The organism is Paenibacillus sp. 23TSA30-6, from assembly GCF_014858585.1.
In the GTDB taxonomy this organism is placed as follows: Bacteria; Bacillota; Bacilli; order Paenibacillales; family Paenibacillaceae; genus Paenibacillus.
The window spans coordinates 223,656-244,879 of the sequence record NZ_SLTL01000003.1 but is presented as its reverse complement, the minus strand read 5'-3'; the positions used below and the strand labels follow the sequence as shown (position 1 = coordinate 244,879).

At 49.1% G+C, this 21,224-nt stretch carries 23 protein-coding genes; 7 read left to right on the top strand and 16 right to left on the bottom strand.

All coding sequences use genetic code 11. The features are described 5' to 3' along the window. Positions 1–38 precede the first annotated feature (38 nt). Positions 39–1,097: a GerMN domain-containing protein gene (locus tag E0698_RS04400; RefSeq protein WP_149094769.1), complete on the bottom strand. Its 1,059-nt coding sequence runs from the start codon at positions 1,095–1,097 to the stop codon at positions 39–41. A 152-nt stretch (positions 1,098–1,249) separates the two neighbouring features. On the opposite strand from E0698_RS04400, the gene E0698_RS04395 reads away from it, so the two are divergent. Then, entirely contained in the window at positions 1,250–1,807 is a 558-nt protein-coding gene (locus E0698_RS04395; protein ID WP_192510739.1) for a phosphatidylglycerophosphatase A family protein, read from the top strand. Positions 1,808–1,994: 187 nt separating this feature from the next. Here the strand turns inward: E0698_RS04395 and E0698_RS04390 are convergent, their stop codons facing one another. The 5 genes from E0698_RS04390 to E0698_RS04370 all read right to left on the bottom strand — a co-directional run bounded on the left by E0698_RS04390 (position 1,995) and on the right by E0698_RS04370 (position 6,172). Further along, positions 1,995–2,780 (bottom strand): SDR family NAD(P)-dependent oxidoreductase, encoded by a 786-nt coding sequence (locus tag E0698_RS04390; protein WP_192510738.1) that lies wholly within the window; start codon positions 2,778–2,780, stop codon positions 1,995–1,997. 107 nt (positions 2,781–2,887) lie between these two features. Next, complete coding sequence (locus tag E0698_RS04385) at positions 2,888–3,523, bottom strand: TetR/AcrR family transcriptional regulator (protein WP_192510737.1); 636 nt, start codon at positions 3,521–3,523, stop codon at positions 2,888–2,890. Between the two features lie 126 nt (positions 3,524–3,649). After that, positions 3,650–4,285: an NAD(P)-dependent oxidoreductase gene (locus E0698_RS04380; RefSeq protein ID WP_192510736.1), complete on the bottom strand. Its 636-nt coding sequence runs from the start codon at positions 4,283–4,285 to the stop codon at positions 3,650–3,652. Between the two features lie 52 nt (positions 4,286–4,337). Then, positions 4,338–5,360, bottom strand: a complete 1,023-nt coding sequence (locus E0698_RS04375; protein WP_192510735.1) for an MBL fold metallo-hydrolase — start codon at positions 5,358–5,360, stop codon at positions 4,338–4,340. Between the two features lie 23 nt (positions 5,361–5,383). After that, positions 5,384–6,172 (bottom strand): class I SAM-dependent methyltransferase, encoded by a 789-nt coding sequence (locus tag E0698_RS04370; RefSeq protein WP_192510734.1) that lies wholly within the window; start codon positions 6,170–6,172, stop codon positions 5,384–5,386. A gap of 229 nt (positions 6,173–6,401) precedes the next feature. Here E0698_RS04370 and E0698_RS04365 point away from each other — a divergent pair, with 229 nt between their 5' ends. After that, positions 6,402–7,280 carry a DUF72 domain-containing protein gene (locus E0698_RS04365; RefSeq protein ID WP_192510733.1) on the top strand — a complete coding sequence of 293 codons (879 nt, stop codon included), beginning with the start codon at positions 6,402–6,404 and terminating at the stop codon, positions 7,278–7,280. On the opposite strand, the gene E0698_RS04360 is transcribed toward E0698_RS04365, so the two are convergent. The 5 genes from E0698_RS04360 to E0698_RS04340 form a co-directional block, all read right to left on the bottom strand. Next, positions 7,272–8,384: a glycosyltransferase gene (locus tag E0698_RS04360; RefSeq protein WP_192510767.1), complete on the bottom strand. Its 1,113-nt coding sequence runs from the start codon at positions 8,382–8,384 to the stop codon at positions 7,272–7,274. The genes E0698_RS04365 and E0698_RS04360 overlap by 9 nt on opposite strands. Positions 8,385–8,473: 89 nt before the next feature. Then, the gene (locus tag E0698_RS04355) at positions 8,474–9,304 is read right to left on the bottom strand and encodes a methyltransferase domain-containing protein (protein ID WP_192510732.1); all 831 of its coding nucleotides are present in this window, start codon (positions 9,302–9,304) and stop codon (positions 8,474–8,476) included. Next, positions 9,297–10,646, bottom strand: coding sequence for a nucleotide sugar dehydrogenase (locus tag E0698_RS04350; protein ID WP_192510731.1), 1,350 nt, complete (start codon positions 10,644–10,646; stop codon positions 9,297–9,299). The genes E0698_RS04355 and E0698_RS04350 overlap by 8 nt, the downstream gene beginning before the upstream one ends. 2 nt (positions 10,647–10,648) lie before the next feature. Next, entirely contained in the window at positions 10,649–11,629 is a 981-nt protein-coding gene (locus tag E0698_RS04345; RefSeq protein ID WP_192510730.1) for a polysaccharide biosynthesis protein, read from the bottom strand. A 19-nt stretch (positions 11,630–11,648) separates the two neighbouring features. After that, positions 11,649–12,356 carry a glycosyltransferase family A protein gene (locus E0698_RS04340; RefSeq protein WP_192510729.1) on the bottom strand — a complete coding sequence of 236 codons (708 nt, stop codon included), beginning with the start codon at positions 12,354–12,356 and terminating at the stop codon, positions 11,649–11,651. A gap of 216 nt (positions 12,357–12,572) precedes the next feature. Here E0698_RS04340 and E0698_RS04335 point away from each other — a divergent pair, with 216 nt between their 5' ends. Together E0698_RS04335 and E0698_RS04330 are read left to right on the top strand one after the other, a co-directional pair. Beyond that, a complete protein-coding gene (locus E0698_RS04335; RefSeq protein ID WP_192510728.1) occupies positions 12,573–13,286 on the top strand; it encodes a GT-D fold domain-containing glycosyltransferase in 714 nt (237 codons plus the stop codon). 225 nt (positions 13,287–13,511) lie between these two features. Continuing rightward, positions 13,512–14,639 carry an SGNH/GDSL hydrolase family protein gene (locus tag E0698_RS04330; RefSeq protein WP_192510727.1) on the top strand — a complete coding sequence of 376 codons (1,128 nt, stop codon included), beginning with the start codon at positions 13,512–13,514 and terminating at the stop codon, positions 14,637–14,639. Positions 14,640–14,796: 157 nt separating this feature from the next. Here E0698_RS04330 and E0698_RS04325 read toward each other — a convergent pair whose 3' ends face one another. Next, a complete protein-coding gene (locus E0698_RS04325; protein WP_149094756.1) occupies positions 14,797–15,213 on the bottom strand; it encodes a hypothetical protein in 417 nt (138 codons plus the stop codon). 164 nt (positions 15,214–15,377) lie between these two features. Here E0698_RS04325 and E0698_RS04320 point away from each other — a divergent pair, with 164 nt between their 5' ends. The 3 genes from E0698_RS04320 to E0698_RS04310 all read left to right on the top strand — a co-directional run bounded on the left by E0698_RS04320 (position 15,378) and on the right by E0698_RS04310 (position 19,130). Next, positions 15,378–17,372, top strand: coding sequence for a methyl-accepting chemotaxis protein (locus E0698_RS04320; protein WP_192510726.1), 1,995 nt, complete (start codon positions 15,378–15,380; stop codon positions 17,370–17,372). 37 nt (positions 17,373–17,409) lie between these two features. Beyond that, positions 17,410–17,586: a YjfB family protein gene (locus E0698_RS04315; RefSeq protein ID WP_082067275.1), complete on the top strand. Its 177-nt coding sequence runs from the start codon at positions 17,410–17,412 to the stop codon at positions 17,584–17,586. A gap of 188 nt (positions 17,587–17,774) precedes the next feature. Then, entirely contained in the window at positions 17,775–19,130 is a 1,356-nt protein-coding gene (locus E0698_RS04310; RefSeq protein WP_134912967.1) for a dipeptidase, read from the top strand. A 77-nt stretch (positions 19,131–19,207) separates the two neighbouring features. Here E0698_RS04310 and E0698_RS04305 read toward each other — a convergent pair whose 3' ends face one another. From E0698_RS04305 to E0698_RS04290, 4 genes are all read right to left on the bottom strand, one after another. Further along, positions 19,208–19,585: a hypothetical protein gene (locus E0698_RS04305; protein ID WP_187644878.1), complete on the bottom strand. Its 378-nt coding sequence runs from the start codon at positions 19,583–19,585 to the stop codon at positions 19,208–19,210. Positions 19,586–19,648: 63 nt separating this feature from the next. Next, positions 19,649–19,918, bottom strand: a complete 270-nt coding sequence (locus tag E0698_RS04300; protein WP_192510725.1) for a hypothetical protein — start codon at positions 19,916–19,918, stop codon at positions 19,649–19,651. A gap of 81 nt (positions 19,919–19,999) precedes the next feature. Further along, positions 20,000–20,491 carry a hypothetical protein gene (locus E0698_RS04295; RefSeq protein ID WP_025686288.1) on the bottom strand — a complete coding sequence of 164 codons (492 nt, stop codon included), beginning with the start codon at positions 20,489–20,491 and terminating at the stop codon, positions 20,000–20,002. Between the two features lie 136 nt (positions 20,492–20,627). Beyond that, positions 20,628–21,110, bottom strand: coding sequence for a hypothetical protein (locus tag E0698_RS04290; protein WP_192510724.1), 483 nt, complete (start codon positions 21,108–21,110; stop codon positions 20,628–20,630). Positions 21,111–21,224 lie beyond the last annotated feature (114 nt).

The following is a 21,224-nucleotide window of genomic DNA, read 5'->3' as shown; positions in this document are numbered from 1 at the left end:
TGTGCAGGCAAAAGCACCCCAAGGACGATTCGCCGCCCTTAAAGAGGAATTTCGTTAATATGCTGCGGCTTGGCTACAGGTTCTCCATAATTCTGATTATTTTGTCCAATCACGCTTTTTTCACCGTTCAGTTCAATTCGAATTTTAGTTTTAACCGCATCCTCTGAATTATCTGCCGCCGTCAGCACGACCGATTCCAGAAACTCGGCAGGCACCGCTTCTCCCTTGGCAAACATGTCATCCGAGAGCGATACCGTAATCACGTTATCTTTGGAGCGTTCCACAGATTTCAGAGCCGTCTCCCCTGTCATGACTTCCTGTAAACCATCTTTGGTCTGCGGACCCTGGATCAACTGATGCAGCGCGGACTGAACACGATCTTTTTCCGGGCTGACCAACCGTGTTACAGGCACATAATATTGAACTCCGGCAGGAGAAGATGATGAAAAATATACTGTGACCGGACTGGAATCCAGCGGCGTTACGCCATGACCAACCTCCAGATTAATGCCTACTGCGCGGGTCAACGGATGATCCAGCGGTGTGCCGCCAACAGGCATTTCATTCAGCTTTTTGCCATCCACCCAGATTTGTACGCTTTGAATATCGGGACGGTCAGTCAAGGTCCAGGTCAAGCTCTCCATCAATTTGCGCTCTTCCTGTGGCTTATAGCTGCCGAACGATTTGTTGAATTCGACGACTGCCAGCTTGTTGTTCTTGTCCACCGTTACACTCTTCACTTCCGTACCTTGTGGCAGCACGCCCTTAAAGCCTTCTGGCAATAACCCGGCATACGGTCCGCCCTCAACCAGCGTTTCCAGCGCCGACTTGGCATCCGCCTGCACATCACCTGTAGCAATCGGCAAAGATACCGGAGCGAGTAGACCGTTATGATCCTGTAAAAATACAGCTCTCAACTGTCCGGTGCTGACGGGAGCTTTTCCTGTCACCGCCTTAATCATGGACTGCTCCGTCGTGGATGGCGGGGGATCAATAGATGCCGATTCATTGCCGAAAAGACTGCATCCGGACAACAACAACGGCAGGGACAGCAGCCCTACTACAGACGTTACGCGCAATGGATGTTTTATGTTCATAAATGAAGTTCCTCCCTAACAATTTTGTACAGATTGTACTAATATGTATACAAGCCTCGCGTAAAAAATAACTACTTTTTCATCCGACTGGACACACTGGTCATAATTGAAGTAGAAATCAGGAACGATACGAGGAGGGAAACTTCAACTTTATGGACAAGAAAAAAGTGCCTTATAGCCTGAACAGTAAAAAAGTAGCCGATGCGACCTGCGAATGGCTGCACAAGCGTGGTGTAAACATTACAGAGATCGCAGAGCTGGTCATGCTTTTACAAAAAAAATATTATCCGAATTTAACGATGGAAGAATGTATGGAGAATGTGGAAAAGGTGCTGATGAAGCGCGAAGTCCAAAATGCGGTGCTCACAGGCATCCAACTGGATATACTTGCCGAGCAAGGCGCCCTTCTTCCCCCATTGCAGGATATGATTGAAAATGATGAAGGGCTGTACGGAGTGGATGAAATTTTGGCTTTTTCCATTGTGAATGTATACGGCAGCATTGGATTTACGAATTACGGTTATGTCGACAAGCTTAAACCGGGTGTGCTGGAACGACTGAACGATAAAAGTCTGGGGCCGATCCATACGTTTCTGGACGATATTGTCGGCGCTATCGCAGCTTCGGCCAGCAGTCGTATCGCCCATCGCAAACAGGCAGAGCGCGAACAGGAGCTTGGAGAAGAAAGCGCCCAGGATACGACTCGTTAATTAACGACACGTTAGATAACGACGGTTAGAATAGAGCAGATATATGCAGGGTAAGAGGAGAACAAGACATGGCTGGAGTAGCGTCTGAGCGCTTGATCTATGTAAGCAGAAATGCCGGGTCTGATTCGAATGAGAAGCGATCAGACCCGGAACATAGGGTAGACTAACGTAATGGTTACAATCTGATTTAATTTTTTGGGCGCAGTGTACGTTCTACAATTCCCAGCATGGATTGACGAGAGAAGAACCGGGACACCTGAGCTACCCAATAGTTTTGGCGACCGGAAATGATGTGACTACGCCCCTTTTCAAATGCTCTCAGCGCGTTCTTCACAACGGTTTGGGGAGTTTCCCTAATTCCAACTGACGCTTCACTTGCGCCAACAATATCAAAAAATGGCGTTTCTGTTGAGCCTGGACAAAGGGCCAGAACTTTAAGCCCCCGTTTCCGATTTTCGGCCCATAGCGCTTCACTAAAAGAAAGCACAAATGCTTTGGTTGCTCCATACACCGCCATATACGGATCGGGCTGAAATGCGGCTGTGGAAGAAACATTGATTAATCCGCCATCCCGGTTACGCAATAAATCAGGCATAAATGCATGTGTGATATCGACTAAAGCAGCCACATTGAGGATGACTTCCTCATGCTGCCGTTCTCCTGAAACCTGTTCAAAGTATCCATAGGTGGCAAAGCCGGCGTTGTTAATTAAGAGATCCACCTTTAGTTGATGTTTTTGAACCTCCTGATGTAATGTTTGCGGTGCTCCTATCGCGGAAAGATCAAGTGCGATGACTGTTGTCTTTACATTGTATTTAGCAGAAAGCTCTTTAGCCAACGCCTTCAACTTCGTTTCATTACGTGCCACCAAAATGAGATTGCATTTTTGAGCTGCCAACGAATAGGCAAAGGCTTCGCCAATACCGGATGATGCACCTGTGATCAGAGCTGTTTTGTTTGCGTACATAAACATGATTATAAACCTCCATAGTATCGTTGTTTTATTTCAGAAACATTGTTACCATTGTTCCAAAATGAACTGAAGTCACCTATTATGACGACCTCAGTACACCTTATATCTTAAGATTGGCATGAGGATGTTTTAAATGCTGCGAGCGTATTCCTCAGTGTAAATGCATACACCCCTTGAGCCATATCTACTTCAAAATGACCTGCAAACTGAAGATGTATGACTCCATGTAAAGCAGACCAAAACATCCGGACAACCAGCAGCGGATCATGTTCTTCCAGTTCACCCTGCTCCATAGCGTGTATGACGGTTTCCAGAATTCGAGATAGGGCCGTAGTCGTGCCCTCCAGACTCTGTTCATCCGGTTTAAAATCAGATAAAGCCCCGCCAAACATCATTTTGTAATAGGCTGAATGAAGCTGTGCAAATTGCCAATACGCCCAACTTAGGGCTTCCAGATCAGCGAGTACGTTATCGGTGCTTGGAACTTGTTGAAAGGTTTCGGCCAATAGCCGACATCCATCCAGGTACATCTCATTGGCGAGACCATCCTTGCTGCCGAAAATACTGTAAATAATCTTGGTGGAACAGCTTAATTTCTGGGCAACTCGTCGCACGGTCACAGCCTCTGGCCCTTCTTCCGCAAGAAGGATACATGCTGCATCAATGACATTTTTACGTAGCAATTGCTGCTGCTGTAGCTTCACTTCCGAATAGGTTTTATAGGGATGCGATGGCTCGGACATTTTAATGCACTTCCTTACTATTTTTAACATAGAGTTTGAGCGTGATCTTTTCGGAAACAACGTTACCAACAAGAATCATAGTATTCTAATTCTGAATCTTTGTCAAACACTAAAATCGTTACAGCATCAATAGGCAATGCCTACCCGTGTGTGTAGAAAATCGCTGCTACTCAATTGACGATACGTAAAATCGGCCGTATCAGCGGTCGTAATTTGTGTACCGCCCTCGGGCAGCAGATCCTTTTCCACGCGGTATATGCCCGTCCGCGCTCCGTCCGGTAGCCATGTCGGGCAGACTATCGTCCAGTCCAGCGCCGAATCGCGCAGCAGTTCGTACACCCGGCGGTGTTCCTCAGCCGCACGGGTGCTGCGCCGCCGGGGCTCGGAGGATTCATACCGATACAAACCCGGCTCCGTCCGGCTCTGTAAAATCCCTGCCGTCCCCACTGTAATGAGCCGGGGAACGGACTGCTCCTGCATAAGCCGGATCAGCAAACGGATATTCACGGATAAGGTCGTGGTTCCATCCGTATTCAGCGCGCTGATGACAGCCGTCGTCCCACCCTCCAGCGCTTGCGCTATATCCTCAGCGTTGGTGGCATCTCCTTGTACGATCTGGAGCAGCGTCCCATATCTTAATATGTAATCCTCCAGCTTGTCCGGTGAACGAACAAGAGCTGTAACAGCATGACCGTCCGCTAACGCATATTCCAGGATAAAACGTCCCACACGTCCGGTAGCCCCCAGCAGCAGCAAATTCATAAAAGCCTCTTTCCCGGCATGGATGCCGTTGTCCTTCTATTACTTTCCACCATTACTTTCCGCGAAGCGGGTAGAAGCGTGCGATAGGGTTCGTCTCGCTTATAGAGGCCCGACCGCGTCGCTCCAGTTCCACCAGATGGGCAAGTGTCTCGGACATGGCAAACCGTAGCTGATGAATCCCCAGTTTGTCACTAAATACAGCGATACACAGCTCATAGGCTGTACTGCCCTCTGGCTGGATCAACTCATGGAACTTGTCCAACCGTTCTTCATGGTGCTCCAGCAGCGCCTGCGTCCGTTCACGAAAATAACCAAACGGATTACGGTGCCCCGGATATGCCCACGCTACCTCTAGCTCGCCAAGCCGCTGCAAACCATTCAAAAAAGACTGCAAGGGCTGGGGGTCACTTCCCGGCAGCAGACTGATATTAGGCGAAATCCTTGGCAAAACCGCATCACCGCACAGAATAACGCCGCTATTCGGCTCATACAAAGAGACATGTCCGGGCGCATGCCCCCCTGTCTCAATGGGCAACCAGCCACGCCCACCCCATTCCAGACGGGCATCCTCCCCGACAGGAATAACGGTGATATCAGGCTGTGGATTCACTTGCAGATGAGCCTGCTGCATGTGCAGTTCCAAGGCCGATACCTGCTCCACAGGAAAGCCGTGACGGACAAAAAAGCTTGGCAGCCTCTGCTCCATCGGCATAGAGATATCCGCTTGTGAATCCGGCTGGCCCCACATCATCATCGCTTCCTTATAGCTTCGCGCTGACATATGTACACGAGCCTGACTTTGCTGCTGCATCCAGCCCGCCAAGCCGTAATGATCCGGGTGATGATGAGTCACGACAATGTCCGAGATATCACCAAAGGACATCCCCAGCTCCTGGAAGACATGCGCCCATTCTTCCTCCGTATCCGTACTGCGCGGGCCGGGGTCTACGATTGTAAATCCGTCTTGCCCCTTCAGCACATAGCTGTTCACCCAGCGCAGCGGAAAGGACATGGATATTTTGACCTGAAAGCCTCCGTCGATCCGTTCACACGGGGTCAGCTCCGGCATCTTCATGACTTCCCAACCGCCTTTCTGTATCAAGCACGCACGCCGACAAAAATCATTCGGGGCGATACATTTTCCATATATTTATCTTCATTATAGCTTCCATGTACCTGCTCTACAGACAGTCCCGCTTCCTCCAGCAAAGCACGGAATTTTTCATACGGATACAGCTTGACGCGTTCATGATACACACGTACAGGCTCTTCACCCGCTACAGTTGTATCCTGACCAGCAGCACCGCCATCAGAAGCCGAAACAGAAGCGATGGAACGAATGGCAATCTGTTTTTTCACAAATCCGTCCTCGATAACCCGATGCTCCTCAATCTGATTTCCTTCATCCTCCCGTGACGAATGCGGCACCAAATGAGCAGCTACGTACGCAGGATTCAAATAATCTATAATAAAACGTCCGCCCGGCTTCAACAGCCGATAAATTTCTTTTAATACTTTAAGCTGCTCCGCATCCTCCTCAAAGTAACCAAAGGAAGTAAACAAATTCACCACCGCATCAAAACTGTCCTCAAGAGGCACCTCTCTCATATCGCCCTGATGCCAGCTAACCCGTCCTTCGGGATCGGCAGCATGTGCCTCACGCAGCAGCACACCGGACAAATCCACACCCGTTACCTTATAGCCCGCATCCGCGAGCGCAAGAGAATGGCGTCCCATACCACAGCACAAGTCCAATACGCTAGCTCCCTGCGGCAATTTGAGCCAAGAGATCATTTTCTGTACTTCATGATAGGCTCCCTGAAAGTCGCGATGCTTGTATACTAATAAGTAATCTTCCCCAAAGCTCTGCTCATACCATTCTGCCATATTGTTTCTCCTCCATGAACTCATTTCGCTCTATTACATACTATATTAGCTTTTTCAAACTGGAAACTCAAAAACATTACGATTAAGCAACATGTTACAATAACCATATTTAAGCTTAAATATTCATAGGAACTTCATACCAGCTTCATGCGATTCATCCCATTTTATCATTAAAATGAATCATGGGAACGCCTTTTGACGGTATTTATGAAGGAAAGGAGCGGCAACTATGATTCAAATCGGACTGACGGGTTGGGGCGATCACAATGATCTGTATCCGGTCGGCACCAAAGCCAATCAAAAATTAAGCGTTTATGGAAGCCATTTTTCAGTGGTGGAGATGGATAGTTCTTTTTATGCCGTACAGCCCACGGATCGTATGGCACGCTGGGCGACCGAAACCCCTGACTCATTTTCATTTCTCGTCAAAGCCTATCAGGGCATGACCGGGCATACGCGAGGCAAACAGCCTTATTTCAAAACAACTGATGCCATGTACGAAGCATTGCATACATCCATACAGCCTCTCCGCGAAGCAGGCAAGCTCAAGGCTGTGCTGTTCCAGTACCCACCCTGGTTCGACTGTACACGTGAGAACGTCGCCGTGCTGCGCGACACGAAAAAAAGGATGGGAGATGTCCCATCTGTACTTGAATTCAGAAATCAAAGCTGGTTCACACCCGAATTTCGAAAGCAAACACTGGCATTTATGCGTGAGGAAGGCTGGATACACAGCGTATGCGACGAGCCGCAGGCGGGATTGGGGTCCGTGCCGATTGTACCGCAGGCTACAGACAGCAACCTGACGGTGGTACGTCTCCACGGACGAAATGTATCCGGCTGGAATCAAAGCTCCGCGCCCAACTGGCGAGAGGTTCGTTATCTGTATCGGTATAATGAGAGTGAACTGGCCGAATGGAAGGACCGTTTGCTGGAGTTGGAGCAGCATAGCCGCGAGGTGTGCGTTATTTTCAACAACAACTCAGGTGGAGATGCCGCCGCTAACGCCAAGCAGCTCATGAACATGCTCGGCATGGAGCCTAAGCCTTTTCCACCCCGCAAGCCACCGGAAGAGGACAGCGGACCGGAACAGCTTGAACTATTTTGAAGGACGGGCTGAGGATGAAAGGTTTTGAATAGCACTCCTGAGCTTGCGTTCGTTATCCAACAAATGCGGGTCCTCAGGCAAGTATTGCAAAGCTTTTTGGTTATGCTCATATGAAGCGTCCAGCTTGCCCAGATTGGCACAGCAATGGCTAAGTCGTACATGCGGCAGCCAGGAGTAGCAGGGCACGGGAACAGCTCTCAAACCAGATACGCCCTGCTGCTCCAGTGCTTTTTCGTACCAGTAGGTGGCTGTGCTCCACTCTTTTCGTGTGAAAAACCAGTCACCAATCATGCAGCACAGGTCCGCTTGCGGCACATCATATCGGAAGGAGCGCAGCAGACTATCCAGCTGTTGCTCCGGCTCCCCGAGATGAAGATAGCATTCCGCCAACCTTACGCAAGCGGTAATGCGGTCCTCCCGGTAGCCACTCGGCTCCCCCAGCAGGCGATTGAACGCCTCTGCCGCCTCGGCATATTCCTTACGATCAAAGCACTCGTTCGCGTGAAAATACAGTAGACGCCCCTCCACCTTGCCGCTTTCTCTGATCCAGCGGGCAAGAATATGTTGATTGCGGAGCGTGTGATCTTCCATGCGGCGGTGTGTTACAGCCACATCGGAATGAACGATTTGCCCTTCTGGTATCACCAGATCCTCATGCAGACGCCCTTCCCAGCGGTATAGCCGCTCCCGCTTCACGAGACGGATACGGCACGAGGTAAACAACGGCTCACCCTGCTCACCTTCCGCCAGATGGAGTGGCATCACCACCGCGTCGATGTCCGCAGACAAACGCCGCTTCAAGGAACGCATACGCTCCCGATCCGGCTCCAGCAGTACATCGTCCGCATCCAGCCACAAGATATAGGAACAGGTCGCCTTGTCGAACGATTCGTTGCGGGCGGAGGCAAAATCGTCGTTCCAATCGAATGTATACAGCCGATCCGTATAACGGGCTGCAATCGTCTTCGTCTGATCCGTGGAACCTGTGTCCACGATGATGATTTCATCCATCAGATCCGCCACCGAATCAAGACAGCGGGCAAGCGTTTGCTCCTCGTTTTTCACAATCATACACAAGCTGATGGTGACGGGAGGTTTAGTTATGGAGCCCTCCGCGCTACAGCTATGCGTCTTGGGCATTTCCGTCGTCATGACTTCACGCCATCCCCTTTACCTTTGGCTGTATTCCCGGTTTATTTCCCGATAGGCCCGCCATCAGTATATGCACCTTTCCCTTCATCCTGCGCCTTGCCTGCCTGTTCAGGACGTGCAGTCCTCTCCGCTGGCAATGCCCGTCCCTCCATATGCCGGATTCGCTGTACCGCCTTGTCGAGCGCTGCCTTGCGCTGATTCATTTTGCGAACATGTTGCTGCTCCACCAGCCGGAATTGTTCCTCGTCTAGCGCCATCCAGCGGGCCAAATGCTCTGCCCCCGGATTGACTTCGCGCATATCTTTCGATTTTTTGCGGCCTGCGAAGCACAAATATTTGTGATGCACCTCCAGCGCTTGTTCATCAACATAAGGAAACAGCACACGGGACAGGCTCCCGGCATAGTAGGTCCGCTTGTGATCGTGAAACGGATGGTATCCGTAGGGTACAGAAAGGACGAGCGTCCCTTTTTTATGAAGCAAACGGTAGGCTTGTGCAAGCAATGTATGAGGGTGTGCGTAATGCTCCAAAATCTCGCCTAAAATAATCGTATCAAATCCGCCGGGTGGACGTTCGAATTGAGAAATATCTTTTAACTGAAAATGAACTCTTTCACGAACAGGTGCAGATTCCTGACGAAGTTCTTTTTTTGCATATGAAATGCTGCCCTCTTCCAAATCAATGGCCGTTACCTCAAAACCTTCCCGCCCGAGCAAAATGGACGTGATCCCCTGACTACATCCAGCATCCAGCACGGTATGACCCTGCACATGGCGGCAAATCCAGTGGATTCTGTTACGGGTAGCCTCATGAGATTCCTCCGAGTTAATCTGCCCGTAATAGCGCTCATTTACCTGATCACGGTTAGCCACCAGCGGCGCCCCCTCCAGTACCGGGATTCCCCAGTATCACGACATGACCGCCTGTGCAATGCACCGTCGCGTTGCGTGTATCGAACACCAGCGGGGCATGGTCCACCAACTGCTGGTAGTCCAGCACCGAATGATCCGTCGTGATCACGACGATATCTGCACTTTTCCACAGATGGGTATCCGCCACACGAGATGGAATGACCTTGCCGTTCAGCTTAAAGCTCTTTACATACGGGTCGGTGAAGCTCACCGAGGCACCCATTTCCTTTAAGCGCTCAAACAGAACAAGGGCGGGTGATTCCCGGACATCATCAATGTCTTTTTTGTAGGCTACGCCCGCCAGAACGATCTCGGATTGGTTCACGGCTTTACCTTCCTGGGCAAGCAGGGATTCAATGCGCTCTGCAATATACAGCGGCATACGCCGATTCATACGGTCTGCCAAGTCCACAAATTCCAGCGGAAACCCATGCTGCTCGGATTTCCATGACAAATACAGCGGATCGACCGGAATACAGTGACCCCCGATGCCAGGCCCCGGATAGAACGGCATATAGCCGAAGGGCTTCGTTGCTGCCGCATCCAGCACCTCCCATATATTGATGCCGATTTTCTCACAGGCCGCTGTGAGCTCATTGACCATCCCGATGTTGACACTGCGAAACGTATTCTCGAACAGCTTCGCAGCTTCCGCGACTGTTGTCGAGCTGACCGGAACCATTTGCTCCAGAAAGGAGCCGTAAAAGGCTACTCCTGCTGCCAGGCAATCCGGCGTACAGCCGCCAATCACCTTGGGCGTGTTCCGAATGTTAAAATAAACACTACCCGGATCGACGCGCTCCGGTGAAAAACACACGTAAAAATCCTGACCTACCGTCCAGCCCCTGCGCTGTTCAATCACCGGGCGGATCAGTTCCTCCGTTGTTCCCGGATACGTGGTACTTTCCAAAATCAGCAGCGTTTGTTTACGCAAATGGGGGATAGCCTGGTCGATAGCCGTTTCAATATAGGACGTATCCGGCTGATGCTCATCCGTCAGTGGCGTAGGCACGCAGATGACGACGATATCCGAATGCTCCAGCACTTTGATATCCGTAACCGGATGCAGCCTCTGCCCGATCAGACCCTCCAACGCATCATCGCCAATATCTATGATGTACGATTGTCCTTGAAGCAGCTTGGCTACTTTGACCGGATCAGAATCCACACCGTACACGTCGTAACCGGCTCGTGCCATTTCCACAGCCATCGGCAGTCCCACGTAACCGAGGCCGATCACCGCAACCTTTACCGTGCCTTTACTTATTTTTTCTATAAGTTGCAAAATACCCACCTCTTTCATCGTTACTCCATGCCTCGCAATAGCTTAGCAATGACTGCGCGGTCCATTAGCTCATCGTCCGAGCGGTATTGATCAAAGCTCACCCGCTCCAGCCCGCCATACTGGCTCAGTAATCGCTTGTTTGCCTGCTGTGGGAGGATGACAAAATAACGATCATCATAGCGGTACGTGTGCGGCACCTCATAAGGAGAAATCAGCACCTCATGCAGCTTTTCCCCACCGCGTATGCCGATTTCTTTTACTTTCAAGGCTGGCTGGCCCGCCTGCTCCTTCATCACTTCCGCCAGATCGGCAATGTTGCAGCCCTTCATTTTCATAACCAGCGTCTCTCCACCAATCGCTGTCACAGAAGCCTTCAACAGCAAGCCAATAGCCTCACCAAGCGTGAGGAAAAAACGGGTCATATCAGGACTGGTCAGCGTCAAATCCTGCCCTTCCGCGATCTGGCGCTTGAACAGCGGCACAACACTTCCGCTTGTACCCAGCACATTGCCGCCGCGAATACACACAAAACGGGTGCGCTCGCTCAGATCGTTGGCACGAATCATCAGTCTTTCGCCAATCGCCTTCGTCATGCCATATACATTCACCGGGTCTACTGCCTTGTCGGTAGAGACGTCAATAACCTTGGTGACTCCCTGCTCAATACTGGCCCGAATTACATTTTTCGTACCGTGTACATTCGTCTTGAAAGCCTCTTCCGGCTGTCTCTCGCATACAGGTACATGCTTCAACGCCGCCAGATGGAACACATAGTCCACCCCGCGACATGCCTCTTGCAATGCTTGTAGATCCCGAATATCACCAATAATGAAATTCAACCGGGGATCAGACTGGAATTGACGCTGCATTGCAATCTGTGCAAATTCACCACGTGAAAAAACACGAATTTCCGCTGGCCCTTCCTTGAGCAATTCCTCCGTCAGACGTTGCCCCCAAGATCCCGTCCCACCGGTCACCAGCAGTTTTTTTCCTTTGAACAATATAATCTCCTCCTGACCGTTACAAATTGGCAGTACCCGTTCCCAGAAATTCAGCCAGCACAGCCTTCATGTCATCCTCTGTCAGCCGATCCTTCACTGGCACTTTTTTTACCGAGGTATTAGCGGCGTGTATGACATTCACGTAGTTGCGATGCGGAATCACCTCATGCGGCAGCTCCGTTACATATCCATGGGTGCCCTTGCCGGGAATGACAATACGATAATCATCCAGAAAATCATTTGCTTGATAGCGGAACACATAAAAGGAGGGCGAACGGTGAAATACCGGTGCCATCTGACCTTCTACGGCATCCCACAGGTAACCCATCTGGTTCACCAACGCGACCGTATCCGGCTGAAATTCGTAATCATGCAACTGTTGTACAAACGATTGATGATACAAATCGTCGGAATCAATTCGCGCAATAAGCAGTTCGTCCGCAGCTTCGATATACGCATTAATGCGGCGCTTGCTTTCGATGCTCGTGCCAAAGCGGATATGGTCGGGAAGCGGCTCACGCTTGGCTAATTCATCCTCCACGATGTCACTGCATCCGCCCGCCAGCTTGACGACAGACAAGAAATCCGCATTCGTCTGACTGAGCAAGCTGCGCAACGTAAAGGTTCTGAATACATCCAGCCGCTCGCTGATCCACTCACGTGTCAGCCGATTGGGATTCATCCCGTAGTTATTAAAATTAATTTCAATCACAATCTTGCGATTCATTTATCTTCCTCCTTTTCAACCTTCTCCTCACAAGTTATGAAACCGCCGGGGAAACGGCATGTACAAATGCATCAACTCTTTCAATAAATAGGTAGAATCCAAAAAGAATAGCCGATCATACAAAAACCTTGCCGCTTTCGACATATGATAGAATACAGAGTTTTTTTCGCCATTCTAAAAGCTGAAGAAGAAGGATAGACAGGGAGGAAGCATGATATGACTAAGCCAAAGTATCTGGAGATTGACGAGGTACTGAATCATTTGAAGTTGGCACTGGATCAACAGCAGCCCTTCTCGTTCATTCGGATTGGGGATGGTGAAAATTTGATTTTGTCTCAGGATACCGTCTGGCCGATGGAAAAGGTGTTGCAGGAACGTTGGGCAGTCAAAGCCAATCTCGGGCAAAAAGGATTGTTTCTACCGAATACGGAATTGCGAGATGCGGTGGCCGAGGCGGTACGCAAAGCCGACATTGCTGGTATCCTGCCTTATGATGACGAATCTATCAAAGCACCTTCCTATATGAAGCGGGAGCTGACCGACCAGGTTTTTAACCATTACGGCCTCTCTCCTGCGCTGACCTGCCATGCCTGCCTGAACCGGTATTTGGCTGAGACACCCGCTTTCTGGGACATGCTTAAAAATCGGCGCATCCTGCTCGTCACCCGTACAGCCGCCGAAGTGAAGCCCGTCCTTGAAGCCGAGCCGTATCAGCTGCATATCCCGCACACGCTTGCATTTCATCAATATGAACAAATGGATAAAACGCTCCAGTGGATCGCAGCGCATAAAGATGACTTTGATATTGCGCTATTCTCCTGCGGGGTCAATGCGGTCGTACTGGCGCAAAAAACGGCAGAACTAACTGGCAAAGTAGGTATAGACTTCGGCAAGGCAATTAATATCGTAATGTTCGGCAAAGCGAATTAATGGATAGCCTCTGCTTCTCATATCAAAAAAGCACCAGCAAATTCAAGATTTTGCTGGTGCTTTTGGCTATCACAAACCGTCCTAAAGTCCGTGGTCGCATGGAATATCCATATAAAGCCTTGAAATCTTATTTGCTTAAAAATAGACTTTGAGATTTCCCGTCACTTATTTTACAATATTATAGAAACTAGCATTAAATTGGAGATCATGAGGAGGATATTGGAAATGACACCTAACAAGAAATTGAAGACATATCCACTTACCAAAGCTAAGCATGTAAAGATTCATGGTCGAACTATGCAAACACTTGCACCACTAACTCTGTTTTGGACAGGCAGCGGCATTGAATTAAATATCAAAGGCTCGGAGCTGTGGATTGAAATGGAGGCCGATTACCAAGTGTATGAGTCCTGGATCAGTATTGTCATCAATGGTGCCCCGATGAGCCGCCTGATGGTGAGCGCAGGACGGCATTGGATTTGTCTTTTGAGAGGAATGAATCCTGACATGGTTAAAAATGTCCGGGTGGTCAAGGATGTCCAGCCTATGAGTTCGGACTCGCGCTGCTTGTTGCAAATTCATGCCCTGAGGGTTGACGGAGAATTACTGCCGGTCACCGATAAGCCCCACAAGGTGGAATTTATCGGTGACAGCATTACCTCGGGAGAAGGAACAATTGGAGCGAAGGAGGAGACAGACTGGGTCCCCATGCTGTTCACGGCACTACGCAATTATACAGCCATAACAGCCGAAGCACTGAATGCGGACTACCGAGTGTTATCACAAAGCGGATGGGGTGTCCTAACAAGCTGGGATAATAATCCGCATGCGAACATTCCGGCATATTATGAGCAGGTATGTGGTGTGCTCACCGGAGAGAAAAATGAAGCATTAGGGGCATTTTCCGATCATGATTTTACCTCATGGCAGCCGGACGTGGTCGTGGTGAATTTGGGGACTAATGACGGGGGAGCCTTTTATTCTCCTGCATGGACGGACCCCGTAAATGGGAAAGTGTACAAGCAACGCTTGAACGAGGACGGTTCATTCAATGAAGAAGATTTACAAGCTTTTGAAAACGCTATCACAAATTTTCTTGCCAAGCTTCGGACCTGTAATCCTGCTGCCCATATTGTGTGGGCCTATGGGATGCTTGGCACTCCGATGATGCCAGCGATCTACCGGGCGGTAGACGCGTACAAGAAAAGAACGAGGGATCGGAATGTGTCCGTGTTCCAACTGCCGAACACGACGGAAGAAACGTTAGGATCTCGCAGCCATCCCGGGCTCCCCTCCCATACCAAAGCAGCAGATGAGTTGACAGGGTATTTGCGAGAGATTTTAAAGAATTAGAATCCGGGAAGCAGAATATGGAGAATCGGTCACATGGGACGAGACGCTCCGATTCTAGGAGCCTGAACTGATGAGCTTACAGCAAACAACACCCAGGATATTTGTACTCTGGGTGTTGCAGCAAGCTCTTAATTAAGTAAATACTCGTCTGATATATTTAGAAAAAAGGAGTCGAAGCGATGCCAGTAAATACCTCCGGACCGTTACGTACGGTCGTCGATACCCCGGAAATATAAGAGGAATACACCGTTTGTATCGCCCATGGCGCGGAAAGATCCTGTGCATTAAAAGCTTGCGTTTCAGTGGCTCCTGTGACGCCAAGTACACCCTCTGCCCGGTAAATCACATCGTTCGGATCGTATTCGGCACCACGCACGATTTCAATCGCATACGTATCACCAAGCTCACCGATCAGACCGATGGAACCGCTAAAGGTCACTACCGGACCCGGTACGAGATAGGTTCGCAGCCCAATCAGGCCGAACCGCTCCGGTTCAGGACCCAGCTGGATATCGGGACCCTCACCTGTTTTTGATGAATTTGTTGAACTTCTCATATCCAGAAAAAAACCCATTGCTTATCCCTCCAAATTGCAAGATACTCCATGTTATGCGAGAAATTCTTAAGCGTATTGGACAAATTAGCAATAAATCTATCAAATCCGCTTAAAATAGCCGATAGTAAATACATACAATATAAATTTTGGAATTGAAATGTACATAGAAAGCAGGGGGTTTGATGAAACAACTGAAACGACTGAAAACTTTAACGCTTCGCAAAAAATTGACAGCAGCATTCCTGCTAGTCATGCTTGTTCCTAGCATTATTGTCAGCTCTTTTTCTTATCAGGCAGCGTATAACCAGACAGACCAGCAATTAGTGGACAGTGCGACGACTAGCGTTACCGCAGCCGACCGCGCAGTCACCCAGACGATTCAAGCCAAAATTGCAGATATCGAATATTACGCTACTACGATGACGGCCAGTGACAACACTCCAGAAGCAGATGCAGCACTCCTGACGGAGCTGCAAATCTATTTGAAAATGCATGCGGAAGCCCTCGATATGTTCGTAGGAACTCCCGAAGGAAAACTCATCATTGGCAAAGCCGTAGGCTCCAAAAACGATCCTCGTGAGCGTCCTTGGTACAAACAGGCCATGGAGAAACCCGGGCAAACCGTAATCAGCCCTGTCGGACTCAATACGGCTAAGGTCGCCGTTGTGTATATTTCACGTACGCTTCCTGACAATAGCGGTGTTCTCGGTCTTTCCCTGAACCTGAATAATTTAAAGGAAATTACGAATTTAAAAATCGGGCAGCATGGTTATGTCATGATATTGGATAACACTAAGCGCATCGTTACCCACCCGACAGAAGTCAGCGGAAGTACCCAATTGGGGGAAAAACTGCCGCAACTGTTTGCCTCCAAGGAAGGCAGCTTTGATTACGATCTGAATGGCGTATCTAAAAACCTGATTTTTAAAACCAATACGCTGACGGGCTGGAAAATTGCCGGAACGATGGACAAGTCGGAAACAAGTGCCTCCGCCAAGCCGATCCTCATCACGACTATCGTGGTGCTGGTCATTTCAGCTATCATTATCGGTGTGCTGGCGCTGTGGCTAATCAGCAGTATACTCAAACCGATCCAAAGATTGCGTAATTCTATGGATGCTATCAGCCAAGGCAATCTTTCCATCAATGTCGCTACGAACAGCACAGATGAAATCGGCGAATTATCGAGATATTTTCAGCAAATGGTAGATAATCTGCGTAACATGATCAGAGAAATCCAAGCCATGACAGGCAATCTGTCGGCCTCCTCGCAAGAGCTCGCAGCAGGTGCAGAACAAACCACCCGCGCGATTGAGCATGTGACCGTAGCCATTCAGGATGTAGCCGCAGGTAGCGAAAGACAAGCCAACAGTGCCAAAGAAAATCAGGATCGTGTGTCAGGCATGTCAACAGATATCGCAGCCATGACTGAGGCTATGACTGAAATGACCACCTACTCTTCACAGGCCATTCAGGCGTCGGATGCAGGCAGTGAGCATATCGGCAATAGTGTCGTTTCCATTGATGGCATTCGTACTACAGTGGAAGAGCTGGATGCGATTATTGGCGCTTTGAGTGAACGATCCGGGCGAATCGGAACGATTGTCACGGTCATTACAGAAATCGCCAGCCAGACCAATTTGCTTGCCCTGAACGCCTCAATTGAAGCAGCACGCGCCGGAGAGCATGGTAAAGGCTTTGCAGTTGTAGCGACTGAAGTCCGCAAGCTGGCGGAAAATTCAGCTCATTCGGCACAACAGATCCGTGAGCAAATTCAAGGGATTCAAAACGGCGTATCCGAGGCCCTGACCTCGATGGAATCTGCCAAAGAGCGCGTAAGCGAAGGCATTAATTCCGTGGATCTGTCCGGCCGCTCCTTCTCCCGTATTCGTAGAGCGATCGTTAAATCGGCGAAGCAGCTTGATAACGTCTCAGCTTCTACAGCAGGAGTAGCACAAGGAACAAGTGCAGTGGTCGGCAGTATGGAGGAAATTACACGTATTGCCGAAGAAGCCGCATCCCATACCGAGACGGTATCTGCGGCCGCAGAGGAACAGCTCGCCTCCATGGAAGAGATCGGTTCCTCTGCCGCAGATTTAACCCGTCTGGCAGAACAGCTCCAAGATTTGCTGGCACAATTCCAATTGGATGAAACAAATAACAGTTCTGACCGATAAATAGTAAGAGTCTTCACGACAAAGGAGGAATGAAAACATGGATATCGCAGCATTATCAACGGGTATGAGCCAGGCCAGCTTGGCGCAAGCCGTGAGCGTGAAAGTATTGGGCATGGCTAAGGATCAAGCTGGTGAACAGGGACAAGCATTGATCCAGATGATGGAAAAAAGCGTACAGCCTCATCTCGGAGGTCAACTAGACCTTCGAGCGTAGCTTCACCACTATTCGACGGGCGATCTGTTCGGGTCTAAGCAGACCGGACAGGTCGCCTATTTTTTAACACATCTACCATCGCGATTTTTCGTTCAGCGCAAAACGTAGTAAACTATACATATCGTCCACGGCCTTGGTTCGGAGGATAGAGCAAAAACCGCACAATGAAAGAGGAGGATACATAAATCATGAGTTATTCCGCATATTTCGAAAAGGTTAGAGAGCAGCAGCTTGATGAGCTGAAGGAATGGTTGTCCATTCCGAGTATTTCCGCATTATCCGAGCATAAAGGAGACATTAACAAAGCAGCCGATTGGCTTGCCGCCAAACTGACGTCTGCTGGATTGGAAAACGTTGAAATTATTCCGACTAAAGGCCATCCGCTGGTGTACGCGGATTATCTGCATGCACCCGGCAAACCGACGATCCTCGTGTACGGTCACTATGATGTACAGCCGGTCGACCCGCTTCATCTGTGGGAAACTCCACCGTTCGAGCCGTCGTTCCGCGACGGAAAGCTGTATGCGCGCGGAGCTACAGACGATAAGGGTCAGGTATTCTTGCACATTAAGGCGGTCGAAGCCATTTTGAAGCAGGAAGGCAAGCTGCCGCTGAATATCAAATTTTGCATCGAAGGCGAGGAAGAAGTGTCCAGCCCGAGCCTGCTTGAGTTTTTGCAGACAGGTGCAGACCGTCTGGCTGCCGACGCTGTACTGGTATCCGACACCTCCCTGATCGAAAAAGGCAAGCCTGCCATTTGCACAGGTCTGCGCGGATTGTGCTCACTGGAAGTTGCGATCCGCACAGCCAATACGGATCTGCATTCCGGCTCCTTTGGCGGCGGTGTGCCGAACGCGTTGCATGCCCTAGTGTCCTTGCTGGCAACGCTGCATGACGACAAGGGACGCGTCAGCATCGACGGCTTCTACGACGATGTCGCGCCACTATCGGCTGAGATGAGAGCAGAGTTCGTGAAGCAAGATTTCAATGAGAGCAAGCTGCAAAAGGATCTTGCGCTTGATTCCCTCTACGGCGAAGAAGGATTCAGCTTCGTCGAGCGTGTCGGGGCACGTCCGACTCTGGAGCTGAACGGCGTGTATGGCGGCTTCCAGGGCGAAGGCACGAAGACGGTCATTCCGAAGGAAGCTCATGCGAAAATTACGTGCCGCCTGGTTGCCAACCAGAATCCGCAGGACATTCTGGACAAAATTGAGCGCCATCTGCGCGCCCATGTTCCGACAGGTGCCACGCTGGACATCCAGCAGGGTGAAAAAGCGAACGCCTTTAACATCGACCCGTCACACGCATTTCTGCAAGCAGCGGCGGATGCTTTTGAGAAGGTATACGGTGTACGCGCCCTGTTTACCAAGGACGGCGGCTCCATCCCAATTGTGGAAACCTTCTCCCGTGTGCTAACCGCTCCAGTCGTACTGATGGGCTTCGGCTTGCCGGATGAAAACTTGCATGCGCCGAACGAGCATTTTAATTTGGAAAATTTCGATAAGGGTCTACTGACCATTGTGGAGTTTTTGAAATCTGTGTAAGCTGATACCAAAAAAAAGCATTCACGGCATGTGATCAACCATGCTTCGTGAATGCTTTTTTACATGGCTGCCGTCGCCTAAGAAAAACGGGTGTAGCGCAACAGGTGAACCAGCCGATTCAACCGCTCTATTTCCCGATCCAACTCGTGAAGCGGTTGCCCGGCCAAAGCAGCATTCGCTCTCAGATCACGCAGCGGGTTCATTTTCCGACCCATAAGTTTTAGCACCGTGGCCTTCCCCATGTTGTTCACCACCGCATATTGCGTTAGCGGGTCAAGCTCAATCCACAATACATGATGCTGCTGAAAAAACGACAATAGTTGCTTTTTCAGCTCTTCAAGCTCACCTGTAATTTGCGGATGATGATGAAAGGCCACATAGCCCATCACCCGCAAGTCACTTATAATTTGTTCCAGATGAAGTGTTTCGTTTATGTACACACTGTTCGTGCTCATGCGATTCCTTGCGCTGTTCGTATGATTTTCCCGAATGACGTTCACCACCTGACTATCGTTATATCAAGATTTCTCTTTCCCCTCTTCAAATAGCTGCACAAGCCAGAAGCCTCCAAACAACAATGCTCCTACTGCGAAAATAACAGTATACACCGTGTACAACGTTGTCAGTTCAAACAAGCTATTGTACCGATTAAGCAAGATACCCCACAAGCATAGCAGAAAACTGCTACCATTTTGCTGATGAAAGCGATGCTTGTAGATCTGTTGAATCAAAACAGCCAGAAATCCTATTAACAAAACGTGATTCAGCAAAATACTCCACATTTCCATAAGCCCCCCTTTTCACTATAACGCACTCGGCTTTGAAAAATTAGGATATATACAAACCTTACGTACAAAAAAACAACCGGCTTATACGCCAGTTGTTTCCCGTTCCACAAAATACTTATTGGTCATAAAATGAGCCTTGCCTCTGGAAGTGTCGACCATTCCCTTTTTGTTGTCGAGAAAAACAATTTCCCGGCATTTAGTGCAGTACCACTTGGTCCGCTTAAAGGGAGATTCCGTTACATAGGAGGTGCCGCATTTGCAATCTACTTTGATCAAGGTTTCTGTTGATTTGTAAGCTTGGGACAGCTCTTTCAAGCCAGTATCCGGCTGTTGAACCGGGATAATGACTTCCTGATAGCTTGAATATTGATTATGAACTTTAAAATCAGCGACCAGTTCCGCATGCAGCCCAAAGTACTCTTTGCCAATCTCGGTTACAAATTTCTTGCCGATTCTGTAACACTCAAGCCATTCCTGTATCTGTTGATTAGACAAAGGCACTGTGCCCTTGATACCGCTATTTAATGTGTAAGTCATGATGTATAAAGTATCATCTTGTCTATGTCCGTACATGAGAAGCCTCCTTATAATACACTTGATAATGTACTACAAAGCGCAAAAAACATCAATTTTATTATTTGGCAAAAGGTTATAGCTGATTTATAAAGTTCAGGGAATGGACATATAGAATAAAAGCAACTGACCTAGGTCAATTGCTTTGTCTTTCCACATAGTATTTGTTGGTCATATACCACGCCTTGCCTTTTCCCGTATCCACCATGCCCTTTTTACGATCCAGGAACACAATGTTATTGCATTCCTTGCATGACCACTTGGTTCTTTTGTGCGGCGACTCTTCTATATAGGAAGCTCCGCATTTGCACTCTACCTGAATCAACGTTTTATACTGACTGTACGCCTCTACCAACGGGTCTACGTCTACAGCTTTACTTACCATTGCAGGCTGTATCATGGATATATGATCCCGCTGCTCCGAGTATTCATTATGTACCTTAAAATCTGCTACCAATTCAGGATTCAAACCAAAATACTGTTTACCGACTACCGTTACAAACTTGCTGCCAATTCGATATGCTTTTATCCATTCCTGAACCTGCTTACTGGATAGGTCGACTGTTCCCTTTATGCCGCTGTTCAGCGTATAGGTCATCAAATGTTCGTTTTGTGTCATATGTCTCCCCGTTCACCTCCGATCAAGAATATACCACAGGTAGACCTAAGCAAAAGCTACTTACTCCTACCTGAAGCAACGAGCCTTTCTGCCTTGTGATCCTTTTAATACAAG